Annotated in this window: 19 protein-coding genes; 8 read left to right on the forward strand and 11 right to left on the reverse strand. The window is 61.4% G+C overall.

What is annotated here, in order from left to right:
• Positions 1-8 precede the first annotated feature (8 nt).
• Positions 9-692 carry a lipoprotein-releasing ABC transporter ATP-binding protein LolD gene (lolD, locus tag V3W40_RS00510; protein ID WP_024074097.1) on the reverse strand — a complete coding sequence of 228 codons (684 nt, stop codon included), beginning with the start codon at positions 690-692 and terminating at the stop codon, positions 9-11.
• A 7-nt stretch (positions 693-699) separates the two neighbouring features.
• Positions 700-1,950, reverse strand: coding sequence for a lipoprotein-releasing ABC transporter permease subunit (locus V3W40_RS00515; RefSeq protein WP_330214243.1), 1,251 nt, complete (start codon positions 1,948-1,950; stop codon positions 700-702).
• Between the two features lie 94 nt (positions 1,951-2,044).
• On the opposite strand from V3W40_RS00515, the gene V3W40_RS00520 reads away from it, so the two are divergent.
• Both V3W40_RS00520 and V3W40_RS00525 read left to right on the forward strand, forming a co-directional pair.
• Positions 2,045-2,629 carry a PilZ domain-containing protein gene (locus V3W40_RS00520; RefSeq protein WP_065928153.1) on the forward strand — a complete coding sequence of 195 codons (585 nt, stop codon included), beginning with the start codon at positions 2,045-2,047 and terminating at the stop codon, positions 2,627-2,629.
• A gap of 44 nt (positions 2,630-2,673) precedes the next feature.
• Positions 2,674-3,396, forward strand: coding sequence for a glycerophosphodiester phosphodiesterase (locus tag V3W40_RS00525; protein ID WP_027604230.1), 723 nt, complete (start codon positions 2,674-2,676; stop codon positions 3,394-3,396).
• 42 nt (positions 3,397-3,438) lie between these two features.
• Here the strand turns inward: V3W40_RS00525 and sthA are convergent, their stop codons facing one another.
• Positions 3,439-4,833 carry a Si-specific NAD(P)(+) transhydrogenase gene (sthA, locus tag V3W40_RS00530; protein ID WP_005786183.1) on the reverse strand — a complete coding sequence of 465 codons (1,395 nt, stop codon included), beginning with the start codon at positions 4,831-4,833 and terminating at the stop codon, positions 3,439-3,441.
• A 234-nt stretch (positions 4,834-5,067) separates the two neighbouring features.
• Here sthA and V3W40_RS00535 point away from each other — a divergent pair, with 234 nt between their 5' ends.
• Positions 5,068-5,601 carry a chalcone isomerase family protein gene (locus V3W40_RS00535; protein ID WP_065928154.1) on the forward strand — a complete coding sequence of 178 codons (534 nt, stop codon included), beginning with the start codon at positions 5,068-5,070 and terminating at the stop codon, positions 5,599-5,601.
• Between the two features lie 337 nt (positions 5,602-5,938).
• On the opposite strand, the gene V3W40_RS00540 is transcribed toward V3W40_RS00535, so the two are convergent.
• A complete protein-coding gene (locus V3W40_RS00540) occupies positions 5,939-7,402 on the reverse strand; it encodes a glyceraldehyde-3-phosphate dehydrogenase (protein ID WP_074844503.1) in 1,464 nt (487 codons plus the stop codon).
• A 340-nt stretch (positions 7,403-7,742) separates the two neighbouring features.
• On the opposite strand from V3W40_RS00540, the gene mfd reads away from it, so the two are divergent.
• The 3 genes from mfd to V3W40_RS00555 are packed head-to-tail and all read left to right on the forward strand — an operon-like array spanning position 7,743 to position 14,473.
• On the forward strand, positions 7,743-11,192 hold the full coding sequence (mfd, locus tag V3W40_RS00545; protein WP_330214244.1) for a transcription-repair coupling factor: 3,450 nt from the start codon (positions 7,743-7,745) through the stop codon (positions 11,190-11,192).
• Positions 11,193-11,203: 11 nt separating this feature from the next.
• Complete coding sequence (locus tag V3W40_RS00550) at positions 11,204-11,770, forward strand: CsiV family protein (RefSeq protein WP_065928156.1); 567 nt, start codon at positions 11,204-11,206, stop codon at positions 11,768-11,770.
• Between the two features lie 9 nt (positions 11,771-11,779).
• The gene (locus V3W40_RS00555) at positions 11,780-14,473 is read left to right on the forward strand and encodes a DEAD/DEAH box helicase (protein ID WP_330214245.1); all 2,694 of its coding nucleotides are present in this window, start codon (positions 11,780-11,782) and stop codon (positions 14,471-14,473) included.
• A 773-nt stretch (positions 14,474-15,246) separates the two neighbouring features.
• Here the strand turns inward: V3W40_RS00555 and nagZ are convergent.
• Both nagZ and V3W40_RS00565 read right to left on the reverse strand, forming a co-directional pair.
• Positions 15,247-16,257 (reverse strand): beta-N-acetylhexosaminidase, encoded by a 1,011-nt coding sequence (nagZ, locus tag V3W40_RS00560; RefSeq protein WP_065928158.1) that lies wholly within the window; start codon positions 16,255-16,257, stop codon positions 15,247-15,249.
• A 136-nt stretch (positions 16,258-16,393) separates the two neighbouring features.
• A complete protein-coding gene (locus V3W40_RS00565; protein WP_027604237.1) occupies positions 16,394-17,101 on the reverse strand; it encodes a TetR/AcrR family transcriptional regulator in 708 nt (235 codons plus the stop codon).
• A 263-nt stretch (positions 17,102-17,364) separates the two neighbouring features.
• On the opposite strand from V3W40_RS00565, the gene lexA reads away from it, so the two are divergent.
• Both lexA and sulA read left to right on the forward strand, forming a co-directional pair.
• The gene (lexA, locus tag V3W40_RS00570; RefSeq protein WP_003172575.1) at positions 17,365-17,973 is read left to right on the forward strand and encodes a transcriptional repressor LexA; all 609 of its coding nucleotides are present in this window, start codon (positions 17,365-17,367) and stop codon (positions 17,971-17,973) included.
• 10 nt (positions 17,974-17,983) lie between these two features.
• A complete protein-coding gene (gene sulA / locus V3W40_RS00575) occupies positions 17,984-18,457 on the forward strand; it encodes an SOS-induced cell division inhibitor SulA (protein WP_027604238.1) in 474 nt (157 codons plus the stop codon).
• A gap of 83 nt (positions 18,458-18,540) precedes the next feature.
• On the opposite strand, the gene V3W40_RS00580 is transcribed toward sulA, so the two are convergent.
• The 5 genes from V3W40_RS00580 to fadA all read right to left on the reverse strand — a co-directional run bounded on the left by V3W40_RS00580 (position 18,541) and on the right by fadA (position 23,870).
• Positions 18,541-18,774 carry a hypothetical protein gene (locus V3W40_RS00580; RefSeq protein WP_330214246.1) on the reverse strand — a complete coding sequence of 78 codons (234 nt, stop codon included), beginning with the start codon at positions 18,772-18,774 and terminating at the stop codon, positions 18,541-18,543.
• A 118-nt stretch (positions 18,775-18,892) separates the two neighbouring features.
• Positions 18,893-19,420, reverse strand: a complete 528-nt coding sequence (locus V3W40_RS00585; protein WP_330214247.1) for a DUF6586 family protein — start codon at positions 19,418-19,420, stop codon at positions 18,893-18,895.
• 205 nt (positions 19,421-19,625) lie between these two features.
• On the reverse strand, positions 19,626-22,247 hold the full coding sequence (gene topA / locus V3W40_RS00590) for a type I DNA topoisomerase (protein ID WP_065928159.1): 2,622 nt from the start codon (positions 22,245-22,247) through the stop codon (positions 19,626-19,628).
• Between the two features lie 114 nt (positions 22,248-22,361).
• Positions 22,362-22,598, reverse strand: coding sequence for a DUF1653 domain-containing protein (locus V3W40_RS00595; protein WP_027604241.1), 237 nt, complete (start codon positions 22,596-22,598; stop codon positions 22,362-22,364).
• A 96-nt stretch (positions 22,599-22,694) separates the two neighbouring features.
• Entirely contained in the window at positions 22,695-23,870 is a 1,176-nt protein-coding gene (gene fadA, locus V3W40_RS00600) for an acetyl-CoA C-acyltransferase FadA (protein ID WP_026136849.1), read from the reverse strand.
• Positions 23,871-23,883 lie beyond the last annotated feature (13 nt).

Raw genomic sequence — 23,883 nt, forward strand, 5'->3', positions numbered from 1 at the left:
GAAACAGGTCAGATGGCGACCAGATGACCTTCCTGCAGGTGCAGCACGCGGTCCATCTGGCGGGCCATGCTCATGTCATGGGTCACCACCAGGAACGCAGTGCGCATCTGGGTGCTCAGTTCCAGCATCAAGTCCTTGATGCCCTGGGCCGTGTGGGAGTCGAGGTTGCCGGTGGGCTCGTCGAGCATCACCAGCCCCGGGTTGTTCACCAGGGCACGGGCAATCGCCACACGCTGGCGCTCACCGCCGGACAGTTCGGCCGGCTTGTGTTCCAGGCGATGGCCGAGGCCGACGCGCTCGAGCAACGCCTTGGCGCGCTGGCGGGCTTCCGGGATCGCGGTCTTGCCGATCAACAGCGGCATGCACACGTTTTCCAGGGCGGTGAATTCCGGCAACAGGTGGTGGAACTGGTACACAAAGCCCAACGAGCGGTTGCGCAACTGGCCACGGGCCTTTTCATTCAAGGCCGACAGTTCTTCACCGGCCAGCCATACGCTGCCCTGGGACGGCGTATCGAGGCCGCCCAACAGGTTGAGCAAGGTACTTTTGCCGGAACCGGAACTGCCGACGATCGCCACGCGCTCGCCGGGATGCAGTTCCAGTTGCAGGTTGGACAGCACCACGACCGACTCCGGGCCTTCCTCGTAGGATTTGCCCAGGTTGCGGCAGCTCAGGATTGCTTTTTCACTCATGCCCGATTCACTCATAACGTAAGGCCTGTGCTGGCTGGGTACGTGCCGCGCGCCAGGCTGGATACAGGGTGGCAAGGAAACTCAGGACCAACGCGGCGCCGCCCACCATCAGCACGTCCTGGGCTTGCACCTGGGACGGCAGGTAATCGATGAAGTAGACGTCGGCGTTGAGGAACTTGTGGCCGATCACCTTTTCAAGCAAGGCGATGGCGGCACTGACGTTCAGCGCGGCCAAAATGCCTACCGCAGTGCCGATCAAGGTGCCGACCACGCCGATCACGGTGCCCTGCACCATGAAGATCGCCATGATCTGCCCCGGCGTGGCGCCGAGGGTGCGCAGGATGGCGATGTCGCCCTTCTTGTCATTCACCACCATCACCAGCGTGGAGATGATGTTGAAGGCCGCGACCGCGACGATCAGCAGCAACAGCAGGCCGATCATGGCTTTTTCCATGCGGATGGCCTGGTACAGGTTGCCGTGGGTGCGGGTCCAGTCGCGGGCGTAGTACTGGCTTTCACCCAGGTGCTGGGCGATTTCCCAGGCGCCACGCGGGGCATCGAACAGGTCGTTGAACTTCAGGCGCAGGCCTTGCACCTGGTCCGGCTGCCAGCGATGCAGGCGGGACAGGTCGGTGAGGTTGGTCAGGCCGAGGTAGCCGTCGATCTCGCCGGCGCCGACGTGGAAGGTGCCGACCACGGTAAAGCGCTTCATGCGCGGGAACATGCCGGCCGGCGTCACGGTGACTTCCGGCGCGACGAAGGTCAGCTTGTCGCCGATGCCTACGCCGAGCTTGGCCGCCGCCTTGTCACCGATGACAATGCCAAAACTGCCAGGCGCCAGATCGTCGAGTTTGCCCTGCAACATGAACTTGTCGATGATCGAGACGTTGCGTTCCTGGGCCGGATCGATGCCATTGAGCAGGATTTTCTGCACCTTGCCGTCGTTGGTCAGCAACCCCTGCATCTGGGTAAATGGCGCCACGGCCACCACTTTGGGGTTCTGCTTGACCTTGGCGGCCAGGCTTTGCCAGTCGCTGATGGGCGCATCGCCCTCGATGGTCGCGTGGGGCACCATGCCCAGCACGCGGGTGCGCATCTCATGATCGAAGCCGTTCATCACCGACAGCACCACGATCATCACGACCACGCCAAGGGCGAGACCGATCATCGAGGTCAAGGAAATGAACGACACAAAATGATTGCGACGCTTTGCACGGGTATAACGCGTGCCAATAAATACGAAGAGAGGTCTGAACATGTCGGGGCTTGTTCGGAGGAAAAGAAGACGTCCCGGTGGCGGGGTCTGGTAAGCAGCTTTACACTCAGACCATTACCGTTACCTGGGGTTCGCCATGTCGACATTAGATGAAGAAGAGCGCCGCGAATACTACCGTATCGACGACATGATCGCACTCCAAATCAAAAGCCTGTCTGCCCCCGAAGCGGCGAGCAAGGAAGTGTTGCTGGATGATTCACCGCTGTTCAATCTGCTCAGTGAACTGCACCTGAGCGAATTTGAAGCCCAGCACCTGCTGCGCCAGCTCAGCGAGAAGGATCGCACCCTCGTCGCCTTTCTCCGCGTGCAGAACAAACGCCTGGATTTGCTCAGCCAAATCATGGCCCGCGGCCTGCTGGATGAGGTCGGCGCCCCGCAGCCGGTGATCATTTCCGAAGGCGGCATCGATTTCCAACACCCCTCCCCCCTGACGGTGGGTGCGCACCTGGCGGTCAAGCTGGTGCTGATGCCCCAGGCGCTCGGCCTGCTGCTGCGCGCGCGGGTCACCCATTGCGATTCCAAGGGCACCGGCTTCGACGTCGGCACGGAATTCGAAGCCATGACCGATGCCCAACGCCAGCTCCTGGCGCGCTACATCCTGCAGAAACAGGCGCAGGAACGGCGCCTGGCACGGGAACAGAGCGACGCCCAAGACACCTGAATTCGTATTTACCCTGCCAGACAACCTGGCGTAAAGGAGCAACTGTGACCCTGATCTACGGCCACCGCGGTGCCAAAGGCGAAGCACCGGAAAACACCCTGACCAGCTTCCAGGCGTGTCTCAAGCACGGTGTACGCCGCTGCGAACTGGATTTGCACCTGTCCATGGACGGCGAGCTGATGGTCATCCACGACCCGACCCTCAAGCGCACCACCGACCGGCGCGGCAAAGTCGTCGAGTATTCGGCGGCAGACCTGGTGAAGATGGACGCGCGCAAAGGCGGCCCGGGCTGGGTCAAGCCTTGCCCGATTCCGCGCCTGGAAGAGCTGTTCGAACAATGCGACTTCGATCACTGGCAACTGGAAGTCAAAAGCGCCTCGCGCACCCGCGCCGCGACCACCGTGCTGGCCATTCGTGAGATGGCCGTGCGTTTCGGCCTGATGGACAAGGTCACCGTGACCTCAAGCTCGCGGGAAGTGTTGAAGGCGGCGGTTGAACTCACCCCCGACCTGTCACGCGGGCTGGTCGCCGAATATGCCTGGCTCGACCCGCTGAAGGTCGCGCAAAACTACGGCTGTGAGATGCTGGCGTTGAACTGGACGTTGTGCACCCCCGAACGCCTGGAAAAAGCCCAGCGCCAGGGCCTGCACGTGTCCGTGTGGACAGTCAACGAACCTGCGCTGATGCGCAGGCTCGCCGACTTCGGCGTAGATAGCCTGATTACAGACTTTCCCGGTTTGGCCACTGCCACCCTCGAGAATTACTGAAATCGGTCTCCCCGGCCGGCTCAGGCCACCGGCCGGAGCCGCTCAAAAAAGCCGGTTGAGGCCGTCGTAGGCCGCTACCCGATAGGCTTCGGCCATGGTCGGGTAGTTGAACGTGGTGTTGACGAAATACTTGAGGGTATTTTGCTCACCCGGCTGGTTCATGATCGCCTGGCCGATGTGCACGATCTCCGAAGCCTGGTAGCCGAAGCAATGCACGCCGAGGACTTCCAGGGTTTCGCGGTGGAACAGGATCTTGAGCATGCCTTGCGGCTCACCGGCGATCTGCGCACGCGCCATGCTCTTGAAGAACGCCTTGCCCACTTCGTAAGGCACCTTAGCCTTGGTCAGTTCGTGCTCGTTCTTGCCGATCGAGCTGATCTCGGGAATCGTGTAGATCCCGGTCGGCACGTCGTTCACATAACGCCAGCTGCCGTTGTCGACAATGCTGCCGGCGGCCGAACGGCCCTGGTCATGCGCCGCACTGGCCAGGCTTGGCCAGCCGATCACGTCACCGGCACCGTAGATGTTGGTCACGCAGGTGCGATAGTTCTCGTCCACTTCGATCTGGCCACGGCTGTTGACCTTGACCCCGATGTTTTCCATGCCGAGCTTGTCGGTGTTGCCGGTACGGCCGTTGCACCACAGCAAGGCATCGGCCTTGATCTTCTTGCCGGACTTGAGGTGCAGGATCACGCCGTTGTCCAGGCCTTCGACCCGCTCGTATTCTTCGTTGTGACGCACGGTGATGTTGTTGTTGCTGAAGTGGTAGCTCAACGCCTGGGAAATTTCCGAGTCGAGGAAGCTCAGCAACTGGTCGCGGTTGTCCACCAGCTCCACCAGCACGCCCAGGCCGCTGAAGATCGAGGCGTATTCACAGCCGATCACGCCGGCGCCGTAGATGATCAACTTGCGCGGGGTATGGCCCAGGCTGAGGATGGTGTCGCTATCGTAGATACGCGGGTGGTGGAAATCGATGTCCGCCGGGCGATACGGGCGCGAACCGGTGGCGATGATGATGTGCTTGGCCACCAGCTTCTCGACCACGCCGTTGGCGCACACCACTTCGACGGTTTGCTCGTCGGCGAAGCTGCCGGTGCCGAAGAACAGGTCGACACGGTTACGGGCGTAGTAGCCGGTGCGCGAAGCGACTTGCTTGGAGATGACCTTCTCGGCGCTTTTCAACACGTCCGGGAACGAGAACCAGCGCGGCTCACCAATGGCCCGGAACATCGGGTTGGTGTTGAACTGCATGATCTGGCGCACCGAGTGACGCAAAGCCTTGGACGGGATGGTACCCAGGTGGGTGCAGTTACCGCCGACCTGGCGACGGCTATCGACCATCGCCACCTTGCGCCCTGCCTTCGCGGCGTTCATCGCCGCACCTTCTCCAGCCGGGCCGGAACCCAGTACCACCACGTCGTAGTTGTAGACAGCCATGCGTACTCCTCAGAACAGGCCAGGCGCACGGTTGGACGCCTGGCTAAATCATGCCGCGGCCAGCGGTCATGAAGGACAATTTGGCTCAAGTGTGTGAACCGGGGCACAGTCTATATAAGGCTCAACGCCGCGCACATTAACCCTTGGTCGCGTCGTAGGCCAGTTTTGCCTTTACTACAGGAACAGGAAACGGGCATTACACTGCTGACACGCACCTTTGCAGGACGGGCCATTATGCGGCATGTCGTTTTCTGTTTAATGATGATTTTTTCGGTTGTGGTGCATGCAAGTGAGGCAGACCGGCTCCGGCAAGCCGATTTTCCTGCGCAAGCCCATGGACTGGCGCTGAAAAACCAGACGGTGTTCACCTACCTCTGGGCGGATGTGTACGCGGCTGCGCTGTATGCCCCGCAGACTGTGAGCGCCAGGCAGGCATGGGACTCGCAACAGCCGCTGCGCCTTGTGCTGTATTACTTTCGCGACATCGACCGCAACGATGTGATCAAGGCGGCGACGGCCACCTTGGAGCGCCAGCAAGCCAGCCCTCGCCTGAGGATTGAAGTCGACCAGTTGCACGCCAGCTTTCGTAACATCCGCAGCGGTGATCGCTACGCCCTGGACTTTCGCCCCGGCCGTGGCCTGAATCTGGAGATCAATGGGCAGGTGGTGTTCAGCAGCCGCAATGACGCGCTGGCAAGGGCCTACCTGGGTATTTGGCTGGCGCCCAAGGGTTTGTCCGATGATTTGCGCGGCAAACTGCTGAAATGAGTATGCATCCTCTGAACGATCGCTATCGGGGGCAAGCCCTAATGCCAGTCAGTTAAGCGTACATCGCCTCCTGTAGGAGCGAGCTTGCTCGCGAAAAACGCCAACGATAACGCGTGCTTCCTGAATGAACGCGGCGCCTGTGAGTTTTTCGCGAGCAAGCTCGCTCCTACAAAAAGCCTTAACTGACTGGCATTAGCCCCCTCCCACATGTCGACTTGTGAATACATTCAAATGTGGGAGGGAGCCTGCTGCCGATGAGGCCCAGCTCGACAACACAAAACCCGCTGCCATGAAAAAGCCCCGAACCAGTCGGGGCTTTTTCATTCAGTGCTAAGGCTTAGCGCGGGAACGCAGGCGGGTTGACCCCGGCCATGTCTTCCATCACGCGAACCACCTGGCAGCTGTAGCCGAACTCGTTGTCGTACCAGACGTACAGCACAACGCGGTTGTCCTGGCTGATGGTCGCTTCCGCGTCCACCACACCGGCGTGGCGCGAGCCAACGAAGTCGGTGGACACCACTTCCTGGGAATTGACGAAGTCGATTTGCTTATGCAGGTCGGAGTGCAGCGCCATGTAGCGCAGGTACTCGTTCATCTCTTCACGGGTAGCGGCTTTCTCAAGGTTCAGGTTGAGAATGGCCATCGACACGTTCGGCGTCGGCACACGGATCGCGTTACCGGTCAGCTTGCCGGCCAGCTCAGGCAAGGCCTTGGCAGCGGCGGTGGCGGCACCGGTCTCGGTGATGACCATGTTCAGCGCAGCGCTGCGACCACGGCGATCGCCCTTGTGGAAGTTGTCGATCAGGTTCTGGTCGTTGGTGTACGAGTGAACGGTTTCAACGTGGCCGTTGACGATGCCGAACTTGTCATTCACAGCCTTGAGCACCGGCACGATGGCGTTGGTGGTGCAGGAGGCGGCGGACACGATCTTGTCGTCAGCGGTGATTTCACCGTGGTTGATGCCGTGCACGATGTTCTTGAGCTTGCCTTTGCCAGGCGCGGTCAGCACGACGCGGTCGATACCCGGGCAGGCCAGGTGCTGGCCCAGGCCTTCGGCATCACGCCATACGCCGGTGTTGTCCACCAGCAGGGCGTCCTTGATGCCGTACTGGGTGTAATCCACCTCGGTCGGGTTCTTCGCGTAGATCACCTGGATCAGGTTACCGTTGGCGGTGATGGTGTTGTTTTCTTCGTCGATGGTGATGGTGCCGTTGAACGAACCGTGTACCGAATCGCGACGCAGCAGGCTGGCGCGTTTGGTCAGGTCGTTCTCGGCGCCTTTGCGCACCACGATGGCACGCAGGCGCAGGCCGTCGCCGCCACCGGTTTTTTCGATCAGGATGCGCGCCAGCAGGCGGCCGATACGACCGAAACCGTACAGGACAACGTCGGTGCCTTTGCGGGCGGCGGCGTTTTGCTGGCCCACCACATCGGCCATTTCTTCACGCACGAACTGCTCGGCGCTGCGGCCGGCACCTTCCTTGCGGAATTTGTAGGCCAGCTTGCCCAGGTCTACCGAAGCCGCGCCGAGCTTGAGCTCGCTCATGGCCTTGAGCAGGGGGAATGTTTCGTGGACGGAGAGTTCGCTGTCGTCGGCGGAACGATGGCGAGCAAAGCGATGCGCCTTGAGAATCGCGATGACTGATTGGTTGATCAGGCTGCGGCCATAGATCGAGCTCACCACATTGTTATTGCGGTACAGCTGACCGATAAGCGGGATCATCGCTTCTGCGAGTGCTTCACGGTCGATCCATTCACCAAGACACTGGTCGGGCTTCTGAGTCACGGGAACCTTCCACATGTAGGGGCTGAAAAAAGGGGCTACATTATGTCGTCCGACTGCCCGTTGAGCAATGCGCCAACCACAACAAAAAGCCCTTGCAAAAAAATACCACCCCGCTACAGGCCAGGAAACACGCGGGTTTCAGAAGGCCACCAATGGCGCAGTGCCGCCAACTTGTCCGTAACCCTCCGAAACATCCGTGCAAAACGGCACTACATAATGAGTCAAAAGGCTGCTTTGTTTGTCTTAGCCACTACATTTCCTACAAACCGTAATAGGCTCAGTCAGCAACTGACAGGCGGCACCTCGGGCCGTTACAATTACCGACTTTGTCGCAACGCTTGGAGCTCAACCTTCCGTGCCCGTTCTGCGTCTACCGCTTCTCCCTGCCGCGGCAGGTAAACAGCACTGGGGCAACCTGCCCGGTGCCGCCCTGAGCCTGGCCATTGCCGAGGCTGCCAGCGCAGCCAAGCGCTTTACCCTGCTGCTTACCGCCGACAGCCAAAGCGCCGAACGGTTGGAGCAGGAGCTGAGCTTCTTCGCCCCCGATTTGCCGGTGCTGCATTTTCCCGACTGGGAAACCCTGCCCTACGACCTGTTCTCGCCGCACCAGGACATCATCTCCCAGCGCATCGCCAGCCTGTACCGCCTGCCGGAACTGGCCCACGGTGTATTGGTGGTGCCGATCACCACCGCCCTGCACCGCCTGGCGCCGACCAAGTTCCTGCTGGGCAGCAGCCTGGTGCTGGATATCGGCCAGAAACTCGACGTGGAACAGATGCGTACGCGCCTCGAAGCCAGCGGCTACCGCTGTGTCGACACGGTGTATGAGCACGGTGAATTCGCCGTGCGTGGTGCGCTGATCGACCTGTTCCCCATGGGCAGCAAGTTGCCGTACCGCATCGACCTGTTCGATGACGAAATCGAGACCCTGCGCACCTTCGATCCGGAAAACCAGCGGTCCATCGACAAGGTCGAGTCGATCAAGCTGCTGCCGGCGCGGGAGTTCCCGCTGCAAAAGGACGCGGTCACGCGCTTCAAGGCGCGCTTCCGTGAACGCTTTGATGTGGACTTCCGCCGCTGCCCGATCTTCCAGGACTTGAGCAGCGGGATTACCCCGGCCGGTATCGAGTACTACCTGCCGCTGTTCTTCGACGAAACCTCGACCCTGTTCGACTACCTGCCCCAGGACACCCAGGTGTTCTCGTTGCCGGGCATCGAACAGGCGGCGGAAAACTTCTGGAACGACGTGCGCAACCGCTATGAAGAGCGCCGCGTCGATCCTTCCCGGCCTTTATTGCCGCCCGCCGAGCTGTTCCTGCCGGTGGAAGACTGCTTCGCCCGCCTGAAAAACTGGCCGCGCGTGGTCGCCAGCCAACAGGATGTGGATACCGGCAGCGGTCGCGAGCGTTTCCCGGCGGCGACGCTGCCGGACCTGGCGATCCAGGCCAAAGCCACGCAACCCCTGGAAGCACTCTCGAACTTCCTCGGCGACTTCCCCGGCCGTGTGCTGTTCACCGCCGAGTCCGCCGGGCGCCGTGAAGTGCTGCTGGAGCTGCTGGAACGCCTGAAGCTGCGGCCGAAAACCGTCGACAGCTGGCCGGATTTTGTCGCCAGCAAAGAGCGCCTGGCGATCACCATCGCGCCACTGGACGAAGGCCTGCTGCTGGATGACCCGGCGCTCGCGCTGATCGCCGAAAGCCCGCTGTTCGGCCAGCGCGTGATGCAGCGTCGCCGCCGTGAAAAACGCGCCGACGCCAACAACGATGCGGTGATCAAAAACCTCACGGAACTGCGCGAAGGCGCGCCGGTGGTGCATATCGACCACGGTGTCGGCCGCTACCTGGGCCTGCAGACCCTGGAGATCGACAACCAGGCCGCCGAATTCCTCACCATGGAATACGCCGAGGGCGCCAAGCTCTACGTGCCGGTGGCCAACCTGCACCTGATCGCCCGCTACACCGGCAGCGACGACGCCCTGGCGCCGTTGCACCGCCTGGGCTCCGAGACCTGGCAGAAAGCCAAGCGCAAGGCCGCCGAACAGGTGCGCGATGTCGCCGCCGAACTGCTCGACATCTATGCCCGTCGTGCGGCGCGCGAAGGGTATGCCTTCGCCGACCCGAAAGCCGACTACGCCACCTTCAGTGCCGGCTTCGCCTTCGAAGAAACCCCGGACCAGCAAACCACCATCGAAGCGGTGCGCGCCGACATGCTCGCGCCCAAGCCGATGGACCGCCTGGTGTGCGGCGACGTGGGCTTCGGCAAGACCGAAGTGGCCATGCGCGCGGCCTTTATTGCGGTACACGGCGGCAAGCAAGTGGCGATCCTGGTGCCGACTACCCTGCTCGCCCAACAACACTACAACAGCTTCCGCGACCGCTTTGCCGACTGGCCGGTGACCGTGGAAGTGATGAGCCGCTTCAAGTCCGCCAAGGAAGTGAATGCCGCCGTCGCCGACCTCGCCGAAGGCAAGATCGACATCGTGATCGGCACGCACAAGCTGCTGTCGGACGATGTAAAGATCAAGAACCTGGGCCTGGTGATCATCGACGAAGAACACCGCTTCGGTGTGCGTCAGAAAGAACAGCTCAAGGCCCTGCGCAGTGAAGTCGACATTCTTACCCTCACCGCCACGCCGATTCCGCGCACGCTGAACATGGCGGTGTCGGGCATGCGCGACCTGTCGATCATCGCCACGCCGCCGGCGCGGCGCCTGTCGGTGCGCACGTTCGTGATGGAGCAGAACAAAAGCACAGTCAAGGAAGCGCTGCTGCGGGAATTGCTGCGCGGCGGCCAGGTGTACTACCTGCACAACGACGTAAAAACCATCGAGAAATGCGCCGCCGACCTCGCCGAACTGGTGCCGGAAGCACGCATCGCCATCGGCCACGGGCAGATGCGCGAACGCGATCTCGAACAGGTGATGAGCGACTTCTACCACAAGCGCTTCAACGTGCTGATCGCCTCGACCATCATCGAGACCGGCATCGACGTGCCTAGCGCCAACACCATCATCATCGAGCGGGCGGACAAGTTCGGCCTGGCCCAGCTGCATCAGCTGCGCGGCCGGGTTGGGCGCAGTCACCACCAGGCGTATGCCTACCTGCTGACGCCGCCCCGCCAGCAGATCACCGGGGACGCCGAAAAGCGCCTGGAAGCGATCGCCAACACCCAGGACCTGGGCGCCGGTTTTGTGCTGGCCACCAACGACCTGGAAATCCGCGGTGCCGGCGAACTGCTGGGCGATGGCCAGAGCGGGCAGATCCAGGCCGTCGGCTTCACCCTGTATATGGAGATGCTCGAACGCGCGGTGAAAGCCATCCGAAAGGGCGAGCAGCCAAACCTCGACCAGCCCCTGGGCGGCGGTCCGGAAATCAACCTGCGCTTGCCGGCGTTGATCCCCGAAGACTACCTGCCGGATGTGCATGCACGGTTGATCCTGTACAAACGCATCGCCTCGGCCACCGACGAAGAAGGCCTAAAGGACCTGCAGGTGGAGATGATCGACCGCTTCGGCCTGCTGCCCGAGCCGACCAAGAACCTGGTGCGCCTGACCCTGCTCAAATTGCAGGCCGAGCAGCTTGGGATCAAGAAAGTCGACGCCGGGCCGCAAGGCGGGCGTATCGAGTTCGAAGCGCAGACACCGGTGGACCCACTGGTGCTGATCAAGCTGATCCAGGGCCAGCCCAACCGCTACAAGTTCGAAGGGGCTACGCTGTTCAAGTTCATGGTGCCGATGGAACGCGCCGAAGAACGCTTTAATACATTGGAGGCGTTATTCGAGCGCCTCATCCCGAAATCTGTTTGAAGGACGCCCCAATGCGCCTGTTCCGCATTCTGAGCCTGTTGTTGGTGGTACTCGCGCCTTCGGCATTTGCCGACAGTCCGTACCAGGTGGAAATGATCCTGGTACGCCAGAACGCGGAGCCGGCGCTCAACAGCCGCGCGGCGCCGGAAAACTGGGATGCGGGCGCGCAGCGGTTGGGCGACAGGCTGAGCCCGCCGCGCCTGAACAATATCGTCGACAAACTCAACGCCGATAACAGCTTCACCGTGCTGGCGCACAAGGCCTGGGAACAGAACCTCGGCGAGCAGCCGGTCAGGATCGCGATCACCGACGGCCAGGAGCAGTTCGGCCAGTTCCCCATCGAGGGCGTGTTAAGCCTGCAACTGGGGCGTTTCACGGATATCGATGCGGACTTCTGGCTCAACACGTTCGACAGCAACGGCAGCGTGGTGGCCAGCGAACACCTGAGCCAGAAAGACGTGCGCACCAAGAACAACCAGCTCAACTACCTGGATGGCGGCCATCTGGCACTGCTGATCAAGATCACTTCGCTGACCGCCAAGCCACCCAGCGCCCCCCCGCCCGACATTCAGGACTGATCCAGCGCCATGCCCCTGACGTCGCCGTTGACCAAACCCCTGGCCCCTTCATGGGCCAATCGCTTCAAAGAGCAAAGCCTGGAGCGCGGGCGGCGCTATGCCCTGGAGAACCGCGTGCGCATCGTCGAATCCGGCGACAGCACCATCGTCGCCAGTTGCGAAGGCTCGGGGGGCAACGTTTACCGGCAGACCATCTCCTTGCGCGAATCGGCCAAGGGCGCGCTGATCCTGGTGGACAGCCGCTGTACCTGCCCGGTGCACACCAACTGCAAACACATCGCGGCGGTGCTGCTCAAGGTCCAGGAAACCCTGGCCTACCCGGCGGCGGCCCAGGATGCCGAGTTGCTGGAAAAACTCCAGGCCGTGCTGGATAACCGCGTGGTGCTGCCGCAGGTGGTGATGGAGGATGTGGTGCCCGTGCCGCGCCTGTGGCTGGCCAGCGTCGAGTTCAGCGCATTTGAACCGCGCAACGGCAAGATGCAACGCTATATCCAGCACCGTGCGGCGCTGTCGTTCAACTATTTGGGCAACTATGTCAGCGGGCAGAAAAACGCCGACATCATCGTGCGCCAGGAAACCCAGAGCCTGCGCATCAAGCGTCATCCCGAGCTGGAGCAGCCCTATCGCGAGCAACTGCGCCTGCTCGGTTTCAAGATCGCCACGCGCCAGAGCAAGGCCTTGCCGGAAAGCGCCGGCGAGCTGTTCGAGATGGTTAATGACAGTGCCTGGCTGAACTTCACACTCAATGCCTCGCCGACCCTGCGGGCCGAGGGTTGGGAGTTGCAGATCGACGAAGACTTCGGGTTTGACCTGAGCGCGGTCGACGACTGGTACGCCACTGTCGATGAAGGCCCCGAGCGCGACTGGTTCGACCTGGAACTGGGGATTATCGTCAACGGTGAGCGCCTGAGCCTGCTGCCGATCCTGCTCAACCTGATGCGCTCCCACACCGAGATCCTCAACCCGGAAAAACTCGCGCGGCGCCGCGATGACGAGCTGATCCTGGTGAATATCCCCGGCCTGCCCAATGGCGGTCATGGCCCGCTGCAAGTGGCCCTGCCCTACGGCCGCCTGAAACCGGTACTGGCCACCCTCGGTGAGTTTTACCTGCAGGAGCCGGGCACCACCGCGCTGCGCCTGGCCAAGGCCGATGCGATTCGCCTCAACCCGCTGGAAGACCTGCCCCTGCAATGGGAGGGCGGCGAGAAGATCCGCAACTTTGCCCAGCGCCTGCGGGACATCAAGGACTTCACCTGTGTGGCACCCGAAGGCCTGAACGCGACCTTGCGGCCTTATCAACTGGAAGGGTTGAGCTGGATGCAGTCGCTGCGCCAGCTGGAGGTGGGCGGCATTCTTGCGGATGACATGGGCCTGGGCAAAACCCTGCAGACCCTGGCGCATATCCTCAGTGAAAAGATCGCCGGACGCCTGGACCGGCCGTGCATGGTGGTGATGCCCACCAGCCTGATCCCCAACTGGTTGGACGAAGCGGCGCACTTCACCCCGCAACTCAAGGTGCTGGCGCTGTACGGGGCCACGCGCAAAAAACACTTCGCCAGCCTGCAGGACTACGACCTGCTGTTGACCACCTACGCGCTGCTGCCCAAGGACATCGAGCACCTGGCCGCCCTGCCCTTGCATGTGCTGATCCTCGATGAAGCCCAGTACATCAAGAACCCTTCCAGCAAGGCAGCCCAGGCCGCGCGCGAGCTGAATGCCCGGCAGCGCCTTTGCCTGAGCGGCACACCGCTGGAAAACCACCTGGGCGAGTTGTGGTCGCTGTTCCACTTCCTGCTGCCGGGCTGGCTGGGCGACGTCAAAAGCTTCAACCGCGACTACCGCGTTCCCATCGAAAAGCGCGCCAGCGAGGTACGACTGCAGCACCTCAACGGTCGGATCAAACCCTTCCTGCTGCGCCGCACCAAGGAGCAGGTGGCCACTGAACTGCCGCCCAAGACCGAGATCATTCACTGGGTCGACCTCAATGAGGCCCAGCGCGATGTGTACGAGACCATGCGCCTGGCCATGGACAAAAAGGTCCGCGACGAAATCACCCGCAAAGGCGTGGCGCGCAGCCAGATCATCATCCTTGAAGCACTGCTGAAGCTACGCCAGGTGTGCTGCGATCTGCGCCTGGTCAACGATGCGACCCTGCCCACCCGTGGCAGCAGCTCGGGCAAGCTCGACAGCCTGATGGAAATGCTCGAAGAGCTGTTTGAGGAAGGTCGCCGGATCCTGTTGTTTTCCCAGTTCACCTCGATGTTGAGCCTGATCGAAGTGGAGCTGAAAAAGCGCGGTGTCGCCTACGCCCTGTTGACGGGCCAGACCCGCGACCGGCGCACACCGGTGAAGGATTTCCAGAGCGGCAAGTTGCAGATTTTCCTTATCAGCCTGAAGGCCGGCGGTGTAGGGCTGAACCTGACCGAAGCCGATACCGTGATTCACTACGACCCTTGGTGGAACCCGGCCACGGAAAACCAGGCCACCGACCGCGCATACCGCATTGGCCAGGAGAAGCCGGTGTTCGTGTACAAGATGATCGCGCGGGGCACGGTGGAGGAGAAAATCCAGCACCTGCAAAAGGAAAAATCCGACCTGGCAGCGGGTGTGCTGGATGGGCGTACGACGGGGGATTGGCAGTTGGGCAACGAGGATATCGAGGCGTTGTTTGCGCCGTTGCCCAATAAGCAGGAAAAGCGCTGAAAAAACATACCTGACGCGCCCCTGTAGATACCGCCTTATCCAACACCACGCAAATCCGTAGCAGCTGTCGAGCCCCGGCGAGGCTGCGTAGGCCGCGACTCGGTCCTGGATCATCAGCGCGCCTGACGCAGCCTCGCTTGCGCTCGGCAGCTGCTACGGGGGGTGAGGCCACGGCATTCGTAGCAGCTGTCGAGCCCCGGCGAGGCTGCGTAGGCCCCGACCCGGTCCTGGATCATCAGCGCGGCCTACGCAGCCTCGCTTGCGCTCGGCAGCTGCTACGGGGGGGTGAGGCCACGGCATTCGTAGCAGCTGTCGAGCCCCGGCGAGGTTGCGTAGGCCGCGACTCGGTCCTGGATCATCAGCGCGCCTGACGCAGCCTCGCTTGCGCTCGGCAGCTGCTACGGGGGGTGAGGCCATGGCATTCGTAGCAGCTGTCGAGCCCCGGCGAGGCTGCGTAGGCCGCGACTCGGTCCTGGATCATCAGCGCGGCCTACGCAGCCTCGCTTGCGCTCGGCAGCTGCTACGGGGGGTGAGGCCATGGCATTCGTAGCAGCTGTCGAGCCTCGGCGAGGCTGCGTAGGCCGCGACTCGGTCCTGGATCATCAGCGCGGCCTACGCAGCCTCGCTTGCGCTCGGCAGCTGCTACGGGGGGGGTGAGGCCATGGCATTCGTAGCAGCTGTCGAGCCTCGGCGAGGCTGCGTAGGCCGCGACTCGGTCCTGGATCATCAGCGCGCCTGGCGCAGCCTCGCTTGCGCTCGGCAGCTGCTACGCATTAGTCGATGAGTTGAGCGGCTCTCAGAGCAGCCAGGGCCGTTAACCAACGTGGGTCCTGTTTATAGTCAGTCGAAGCAATCGCCTGCCCACGCATACGCGCGATGCGGGCCGACGGCGTGACCTTCATGCGCTGCGCCGCACTCAGCGCCAGCTCAGCCGCCGCACGGTCGTTGCACACCAGCCCCATGTCGCAACCGGCGGTCAGCGCCGCCTCGATCCGACTGGCAGCGTCGCCGACCACATGGGCACCGGCCATCGACAGGTCATCGCTGAAAATCACCCCATCGAACTGCAACTCGCCGCGCAGGATGTCCTGCAACCAGCGGCGTGAGAAGCCGGCAGGCTGCGCATCCACCTGCGGGTAGATAACATGCGCCGGCATCACTGCCGCCAACTGCTTGCTCAGGCGTGCGAAAGGCACCAGGTCATTGGCGCGAATCTGTTCCAGGCTGCGTTCATCGTTGGGAATCGCGACGTGGGAATCAGCCTCGGCCCAGCCATGACCCGGGAAGTGTTTACCGGTGGCGGCCATGCCGGCGCTGTTCATGCCTCGGATAAAGGCACCGGCAAGCACGGCGGCGCGCTCGGGATCGCCCTCGAAGGAACGGGTGCCGACCACGGCGCTGCGCTGGTAGTCCAGGTCCAGTACCGGGGCGAAGCTCAGGTCGAGACCGACCGCCAGTACTTCAGTGGCCATGATCCAGCCGCACTGCTCGGCCAGGTACTCGGCATTGGGGTTGTCCGCCAACGCGCGCATGGCCGGCAGGCGCACAAAGCCCTGGCGCAGGCGCTGTACGCGACCGCCTTCCTGGTCGACCGCCAGCAGCAGGTCCGGGCGCACCGCACGAATCGCCGCGCTCAATTCCCGCACCTGCCGTGGGTGCTCGATATTGCGCGCAAAAATGATCAGGCCACCGACTTCAGGCTGGCGCAACAGGTGGCGATCCTCGGCCGTCAGCCAAGTACCGGCCACGTCGACCATCAAAGAACCTTGCAGGGCAGCAGTCATAAACCTTCCTTAAATAACGCACACAACCCGTTGACCCCACCAGGCGCAGTGAGGACAACAGGTTGCGAGTAAATAGCTGAATTCGGCATGGGCGGCTAGCTTAGCGGATGCAAGCGGCCGCGCACACCCGGAGCGGTCAAACCTTGGCGGCAGCTGGCGTGGATTTACTGCGCGGGCGCAACTGGGCGGCGGCCATGGCCGAGTCGGTCACGCCGGTTTCAGCGCGCATGCCGGCGGCAAGGAACGGCACCATCAGGCGCATCACCTGTTCAATGGACGTGTTCACGCCGAAATCGGTCTCGGCAATCGCACGCAACGCCTTGATCCCGGACATGCTGAATGCGGCCGCACCGAGCATGAAGTGCACGCGCCAGAACAGTTCGATAGGCGGAATACGCGGGGCGGCTTCGTTGACCAGCAACATATAGCGGCGGAATACCTTGCCGTACATGTCTTCCAGGTAACGGCGCAAGTGGCCCTGGCTCTGGCTGAATGCCAGACCCAACAGGCGCATGAAGATCGACAGGTCATTGCCGCTGCGTGGCTGAACCACCAGCGCCTGCTCCACGAGCATTTCCAGCAGGTCTTCCAGGGTCGGCTTGTGGTCGGCCTTGGCCTGGCGGCGCTCGAGTTCACGGTCGAGGCTGGCACAGAACGGCCCCAAAAAGCGCGAGAATACCGCCTGGATCAGGGCCTTTTTCGAGCCGAAATGGTAGTTCACCGCGGCGAGGTTGACCCCGGCCTTGCTGGTGATCAGCCGCAATGAAGTTTCAGCAAATCCTTTTTCCGCGAACAATTGCTCGGCAGCATCGAGAATGCGTTCAACGGTTTCCGACTGGGCCATGGATACTCCGCCTGACAAACACTTGTTTGAAACATACGTTTCAGGGTGTGTCTTGTCAAGCCTGCAAGTTCGCTTTCCGGCCGGGCAGTCATCTATTTCATCGCTATTTAATCACATACTCCCAGGTCTGTAGGCAGCGCTATCTCTGCCTTGTAGGACAGCTAACGAATGACCGTCCAGCGGAGGCGTAGAAAAGGATGATTGCCAAGCGCAGTTCACTGTATATAATCCCAGTCACTGTATAAAAAGACAGAGCGATCAACATGCTAAAACTGACGCCACGCCAAGCTGAGATTCTGGCTTTTATCAAGCGCTGCCTCGATGACAACGGCTACCCGCCGACACGAGCCGAAATTGCGCTGGAACTGGGGTTCAAGTCCCCCAACGCCGCCGAAGAACACCTCAAGGCCCTCGCTCGCAAAGGCGCGATCGAGATGACCCCCGGTGCTTCACGGGGTATTCGCATCCCTGGCTTCGAAGCCAAGGCCGACGAATCGACACTGCCGATCATCGGTCGCGTCGCCGCCGGCGCGCCCATCCTGGCGCAGCAGCACGTCGAGGAATCCTGCAACATCAACCCGACCTTCTTCCACCCTCGCGCCGACTACCTGTTGCGGGTACATGGCATGAGCATGAAGGACGTGGGTATCTTCGATGGCGACCTGCTGGCCGTCCACACCACCCGAGAAGCCCGTAACGGCCAGATCGTCGTCGCCCGTATCGGCGATGAAGTCACCGTCAAACGCTTCAAGCGCGAAGGCAGCAAGGTCTGGCTCCTGGCCGAGAACCCTGAGTTCGCCCCGATTGAAGTGAACCTGAAAGATCAGGACCTGGTGATCGAAGGCCTGAGCGTCGGCGTCATTCGCCGCTAAAGGAGGCATCATGCAGCTCGTGCACACCCCCCAACACACACAACTGTCGCTGTTCGAGGCCTTTATGGCCCAACCCCTTGCGCCCATCCTCAAGGAAACGGTCGAGGCGCCCTGGAGCGCCGAACCTGAGGCGTTCAGTGAACTGTCGTTGCGCGGTGCGGCCGGGAGCTGCCTGAGCCTGCTGGCGCCGATCCTTCGTGAACTGAGCGAGGAACAGGATGCACGCTGGTTGACGCTGATCGCCCCGCCCGCCAGCCTGACCCAGGCCTGGCTGCGGGATGCCGGCCTTAATCGCGAGCGCATCCTGCTGCTGCAACCGCGCGGTGCGCAAAGTGCTCAGCAGTTGACCTGTGAAGCCTTGCGCCTGGGCCGTAGCCACACCGTGGTGAGCTGGCTCAACCCGCTGAATGCCACTGCCAAGGCACAGCTGATCAGCGCAGCGCGTACCGGCGATGCACAGAGCTTGAATATTCGATTGGGTTAATTCTGTGTGCCGCAGGCTATCCCTGTGGAGGGGGCCTGTTGTGGTGAGCGGGCTTGCCACAACAGCGAACCCACTTGCCACACTCAGTGAAGAACGCGCGGGCTGTCTTCTTTCTCGGGCTCGCCTTCTGCCAGGCGACCGGCCATCTGCACACCAACGCTCAACATGGCTTTTGCCACTTCCACGTGCTGGCCCTGCAGGAACACCTTGGCGTCCTCGGAAAAATCCAGGATAACCAGAGAACCTTCGTCCTCGGCCCGGCGCAGCTCGATTCGGCCGTCAGGCAACTCAACAATTTCCAGAAAGGACGTCGGCATAAAAGTCTGTTCTCCACGAAAGGCCGGGATTATATCAGTCATCCGCCCGGCCTCGCTGAGGATCTGAAGAGGTTTCTTTACGGCTTGATGAACGGTGCCATGTGAATCCGACCAACGTTCAGCACTCGTTCAAACCTTCACGAAAGCGCAATGCCATCTTTTTCAGCGCCTGACGCCAGCCTTCCAACTCTTCGCGACTCAGTGGCTCGGGCTCTTCCTCTTCCAGCGCCACCGCCACCGCCACGATCAAGGGCTGGGTCACATCGCCCTTGGGCACATGGGGAACACGGGGCGGCTGAAACATATCCGCATGGGCCTTAAGCAGACGCGCGACCCAGCTGTCAGGGCTCTGCGCCATTTCCACCAACTCGGCCAGCTCAGGGATCGCCATGCTTTCCAGCACCTCACGATTCATGATCATTTCCGCACGGGGCGAACCGGCCTGGGGCAAGCGGTAGAACCCGGCGATCTCATGACACAAGCCCAGTAACGCACCATACAGGTGGAACAACGCGGCTTCACGCCCGGCCTGGACCAGCGCAATCGCGTTCATCTCCTTCCCCTCCTCGGCACGGCCAAGGGCTTCCAGGGACAAACCCGCAAAATAAATTTTCTGATTGGTACGGGTATAGAGCTCGTTGGCCATAACGGCAATCTCCACAACGAATAAGCGTGATGCTGGCTATGTAGGAGCGAGCTTGCTCGCGAAAAACTTCAGAGCACCGTTCGGTGCCAGGTTTTTCGCGTAATCGTTAACAACCTTCGCGAGCGAGGACCAGGCGTCCTCCTCGTTCCCACAGCAAGCAAAAGCCGTCTATACAGACGGCTTCTAACGTTAACAGACTAGCGGGTCAAGCGCCCTGGCGCTTGTCCTCGACCTTCCACTTGCCACCGTCGTAGAACGCTTTCCAGCCGGTTGGCTTGCCGTCCACTTCGGTCTGCACGTACTGCTCCTTGGTCTTGCGGCTGTAGCGGATCACGGCTGGGCGACCATCCGGGTCCTTCTTCGGCGCGTCACACAGGAAGTGGTACTTCGGATCGATCTCGTCCTTGTGCGGCACGATCTCCAGCACCAACGGCGCTCGGGTCTCGCGATTTTTCGGGAACTGGCTGGCCGCCAGGAACAGGCCCGAGGCGCCGTCACGCAGGATGTAGGTGTCGTTGACCTTCTCGCACTTGAGTTCCGGCATCTTCACCGGGTCCATCTTCGGCGGCGCCGCGTCACCGCTTTTCAGCAGTTTGCGCGTGTTCTTGCAGGTCGGGTTGGTGCAACCGAAAAACTTGCCGAAGCGACCGGTCTTGAGCTGCATCTCGCTGCCGCACTTGTCGCATTCCAGGCTCGGGCCTTCATAGCCCTTGATGCGGTAGCTGCCCTCTTCGATCTCGTAGCCGTCGCAATCCGGGTTGTTACCGCAGATGTGCAGCTTGTGCTTCTCGTCCAGCAGGTAGGCGTCCATCGCCGTGCTGCAGATGGGGCAGCGGTGCTTGCCACGCAGTACCAGCGACTCGGATTCACCCTCGTCGTCGGCGGCGATTTCATCACCCGGCACCAGGTTGACGGTGGCCTTGCAGCGTTCTTTCGGCGGCAGGCTGTAGCCCGAGCAACCGAGGAACACGCCGGTGGATGCGGTACGAATCTGCATCGGACGGCCACAGGTCAGGCACGGGATGTCGGTCATCACCGGCTGGTTGGCACGCATGCCGCTCTCGGGGCTTTCAGCCACTTCGAGTTTTTTCTTGAAGTCGCCGTAGAACTCGTCGAGCACGTTTTTCCAGTCGCGCTCGCCCTGGGCCACGTCATCGAGGTTCTCTTCCATACCGGCGGTAAAGCCGTAGTCCATCAGGTTGGAGAAGCTCTCGGACAGGCGCTCGGTAACGATATCGCCCATCTTTTCCGAATAGAAACGACGGTTGTGCAGCGCGACGTAGCCACGGTCCTGGATGGTGGAGATGATCGCCGCGTAGGTCGACGGACGACCGATACCGCGCTTCTCCATCTCTTTCACCAGGCTGGCTTCCGAATAACGCGCCGGCGGCTTGGTGAAGTGCTGGGACGGGTCGAGCTTGATCAGCTTCAGCGTGTCGCCCTGGGCCATGTCCGGCAGCACATCGTCATCGCCAGGCTTGGCGATCTGCGGCATCACACGGGTGTAGCCGTCGAACTTGAGGATACGGCCCTTGGCACGCAACTCGAAATCGCCCGCACCCACGCTGACAGTAGTGGACAGGTATTGCGCCGGCAGCATCTGGCAAGCCAGGAACTGGCGCCAGATCAGCTCGTAGAGGCGCTCAGCGTCGCGCTCCATGCCACTCAGCTTGCTTGGCTCGGTGTTGGCATCGGAAGGACGAATCGCTTCGTGAGCCTCCTGGGCGCCTTCTTTGCTGCTGTAGACGTTCGGCTTCTCCGGCAGGTACTTCTTGCCGAATTCGCTTTCAATATAGGTACGCGCCATCGCCACCGCGTCTTGCGACAGGTTGGTGGAGTCGGTACGCATATAAGTGATGTAGCCGGCTTCGTACAGACGCTGGGCCATCATCATGGTTTTCTTCACCCCGAAGCCCAGGCGGTTACTTGCGGCCTGTTGCAGGGTGGAGGTGATGAACGGCGCCGACGGCTTGCTGCTGGTCGGTTTGTCTTCACGCTTGACGATGCTGTAGCTGGAGGCCTTGAGCTTCTCCAGCGCGGCCATGGCCTGGGCTTCGTTCAGCGGCTTGAACGCCTCGCCTTTCTCACGGGCCACTTCGAAGCGCACGTTGGCGCCCTTGGCGGTGCCCAGGTCGGCGTGGACTTCCCAGTATTCCTCGGGGTTGAACGCACGGATCTCACGCTCGCGCTCCACCACCAGCTTGACCGCTACCGATTGCACACGGCCGGCGGACAGGCCACGGGCGATCTTGGCCCACAGCAGCGGCGAGACCATGTAACCCACCACGCGGTCGAGGAAACGACGGGCCTGCTGGGCGTTGACACGATCGATGTCCAGCTCGCCCGGCTTGGAGAAGGCTTCCTGGATGGCTTTCTTGGTGATTTCGTTAAACACCACACGCTTGTAGCGGCTGTCATCACCGCCGATGGCTTCCCGCAGGTGCCAGGCAATGGCTTCCCCTTCGCGGTCCAAGTCCGTTGCGAGATAGATGGTGTCGGCATCCTTGGCGAGCCGGCGCAGCTCTTCGATGACCTTTTCCTTGCCCGGAAGGATTTCGTACTTGGCCTTCCAGCCATGATCCGGGTCCACACCCATGCGCGAGACCAGCTGCTTGCGCGCTTTCTCTTTAGGCGTGAGCACCGGACCTTCGCCCGCAGCCGCCTTGCCGCGCTTGGCGGCAGGCTCCTTGCTGGCGCTAGCCGAACCGCTGGTGGGCAGGTCTCGGATATGGCCGATACTCGACTTCACCACGTACTCGTTGCCCAAGTACTTGTTGATGGTCTTGGCCTTAGCCGGGGATTCCACAATGACCAGCGATTTGCCCATGGATCGGAAAATTCCTGAATTCGAGAAGTGAAAGGCAGTTGGCGCCTGACGCGGCAACGCTATATATAGTGGCAACAAGGTGAGGTCAAGCGCAGCATTCTGCGCGACCTGCCGTTATTGCCCTGAAAAAAGACTGGGTTCGACCTGGACCAAAGCAAAGCGCGGGACCTGCTCGCCGTCAACTTCGACGGTCTCCAGGAACATGCTCAAGGGGCGCACCCAAAAGCCGTAATCGCCATACAGTGCTTGGTAGAACACCACTTCTTCTTCGGTCTCGGAATGCCGTGCCACGCTGAAAACGCGGTACTGCGGACCTTTATAATGTTGGTAGAGCCCTGGTTCGACTTTCATGCTCTGGCCCCCTTACAAAATTTGTTGAAAAAAATATTAAAAATTCCAAAAAACAAAAACCGGGGCACTGGGCCCCGGCTTCCGTCGACTCAACGCTTAGACGCGTTCGAAGACGGTGGAGATGCCTTGGCCGAGACCAATGCACATGGTTGCAACCCCAAGGTTACCGCCATTTTGCTTCATCACGTTAAGCAAAGTGCCGGAAATACGCGCACCGGAGCAACCGAATGGGTGGCCCAGGGCAATCGCACCGCCGTGCAGGTTAACCTTCTCGTTCATCTTGTCGAGCACTTTCAAATCTTTCAGCACCGGCAGGGCCTGTGCAGCGAAAGCTTCGTTGAGCTCGAAGAAGTCGATATCGGAGATGGTCAGGCCCGCGCGCTTCAAGGCTTTTTGTGTCGCCGGTACTGGACCATAGCCCATGATTGCCGGGTCCACACCCGCCACCGCCATCGAACGAATCACTGCCAGCGGCTGGATGCCGAGGTCCTGGGCACGCTGCGCCGACATCACGATCATGCACGAGGCACCGTCGGTGATTTGCGACGAAGTACCCGCCGTCACGGTGCCGCCCTTCGGATTGAAGGCAGGCTTGAGGGCCGCCAGGCTTTCCAGGGTGGTATCCGGACGAATGGTTTCGTCGTAGTCGAACAGCTTGAGGAAACCGTTCTCGTCGTAGCCGTTCATCGGGATGATTTCATCCTTGAACTTGCCTTCCACGGTCGCCTTGTGGGCGAGCTGGTGGGAACGCACGCCGAACGCGTCCTGGGCTTCACGGGTAATGCCGTGCATCTTGCCGAGCATTTCCGCGGTCAGGCCCATCATGCCCGAGGCTTTTGCCGCGTACAGCGACATGTGCGGGTTAGGATCGACGCCGTGCATCATGCTGACGTGGCCCATGTGCTCCACGCCACCGACCACGAATACATCACCGTTGCCGGTCATGATCGCCTGGGCGGCGGTATGCAGCGCACTCATGGACGAGCCACACAGGCGGCTGACGGTCTGGCCGGCTGCCGTGTGCGGGATCTGCGTCATCAGCGACGCCATGCGCGCGATGTTCCAGCCCTGCTCCAGGGTCTGGTTGACGCAGCCCCAGATCACGTCCTCGACTTCGTTCGGGTCGACCTTGACGTTGCGTTCCAGCAGCTTGCTGATCAGGTGCGCCGACATGTCTTCAGCGCGGGTGTTGCGGTGCATGCCGCCCTTGGAGCGGCCCATCGGCGTACGACCGAAGTCGACAATCACGACGTCTCTTGGATTCAAGCTCATAAATATTCTCGCT

The sequence above is a fragment of the Pseudomonas sp. AM8 genome (genome assembly GCF_036346475.1).
Lineage (GTDB): Bacteria > Pseudomonadota > Gammaproteobacteria > Pseudomonadales > Pseudomonadaceae > Aquipseudomonas > Aquipseudomonas marginalis.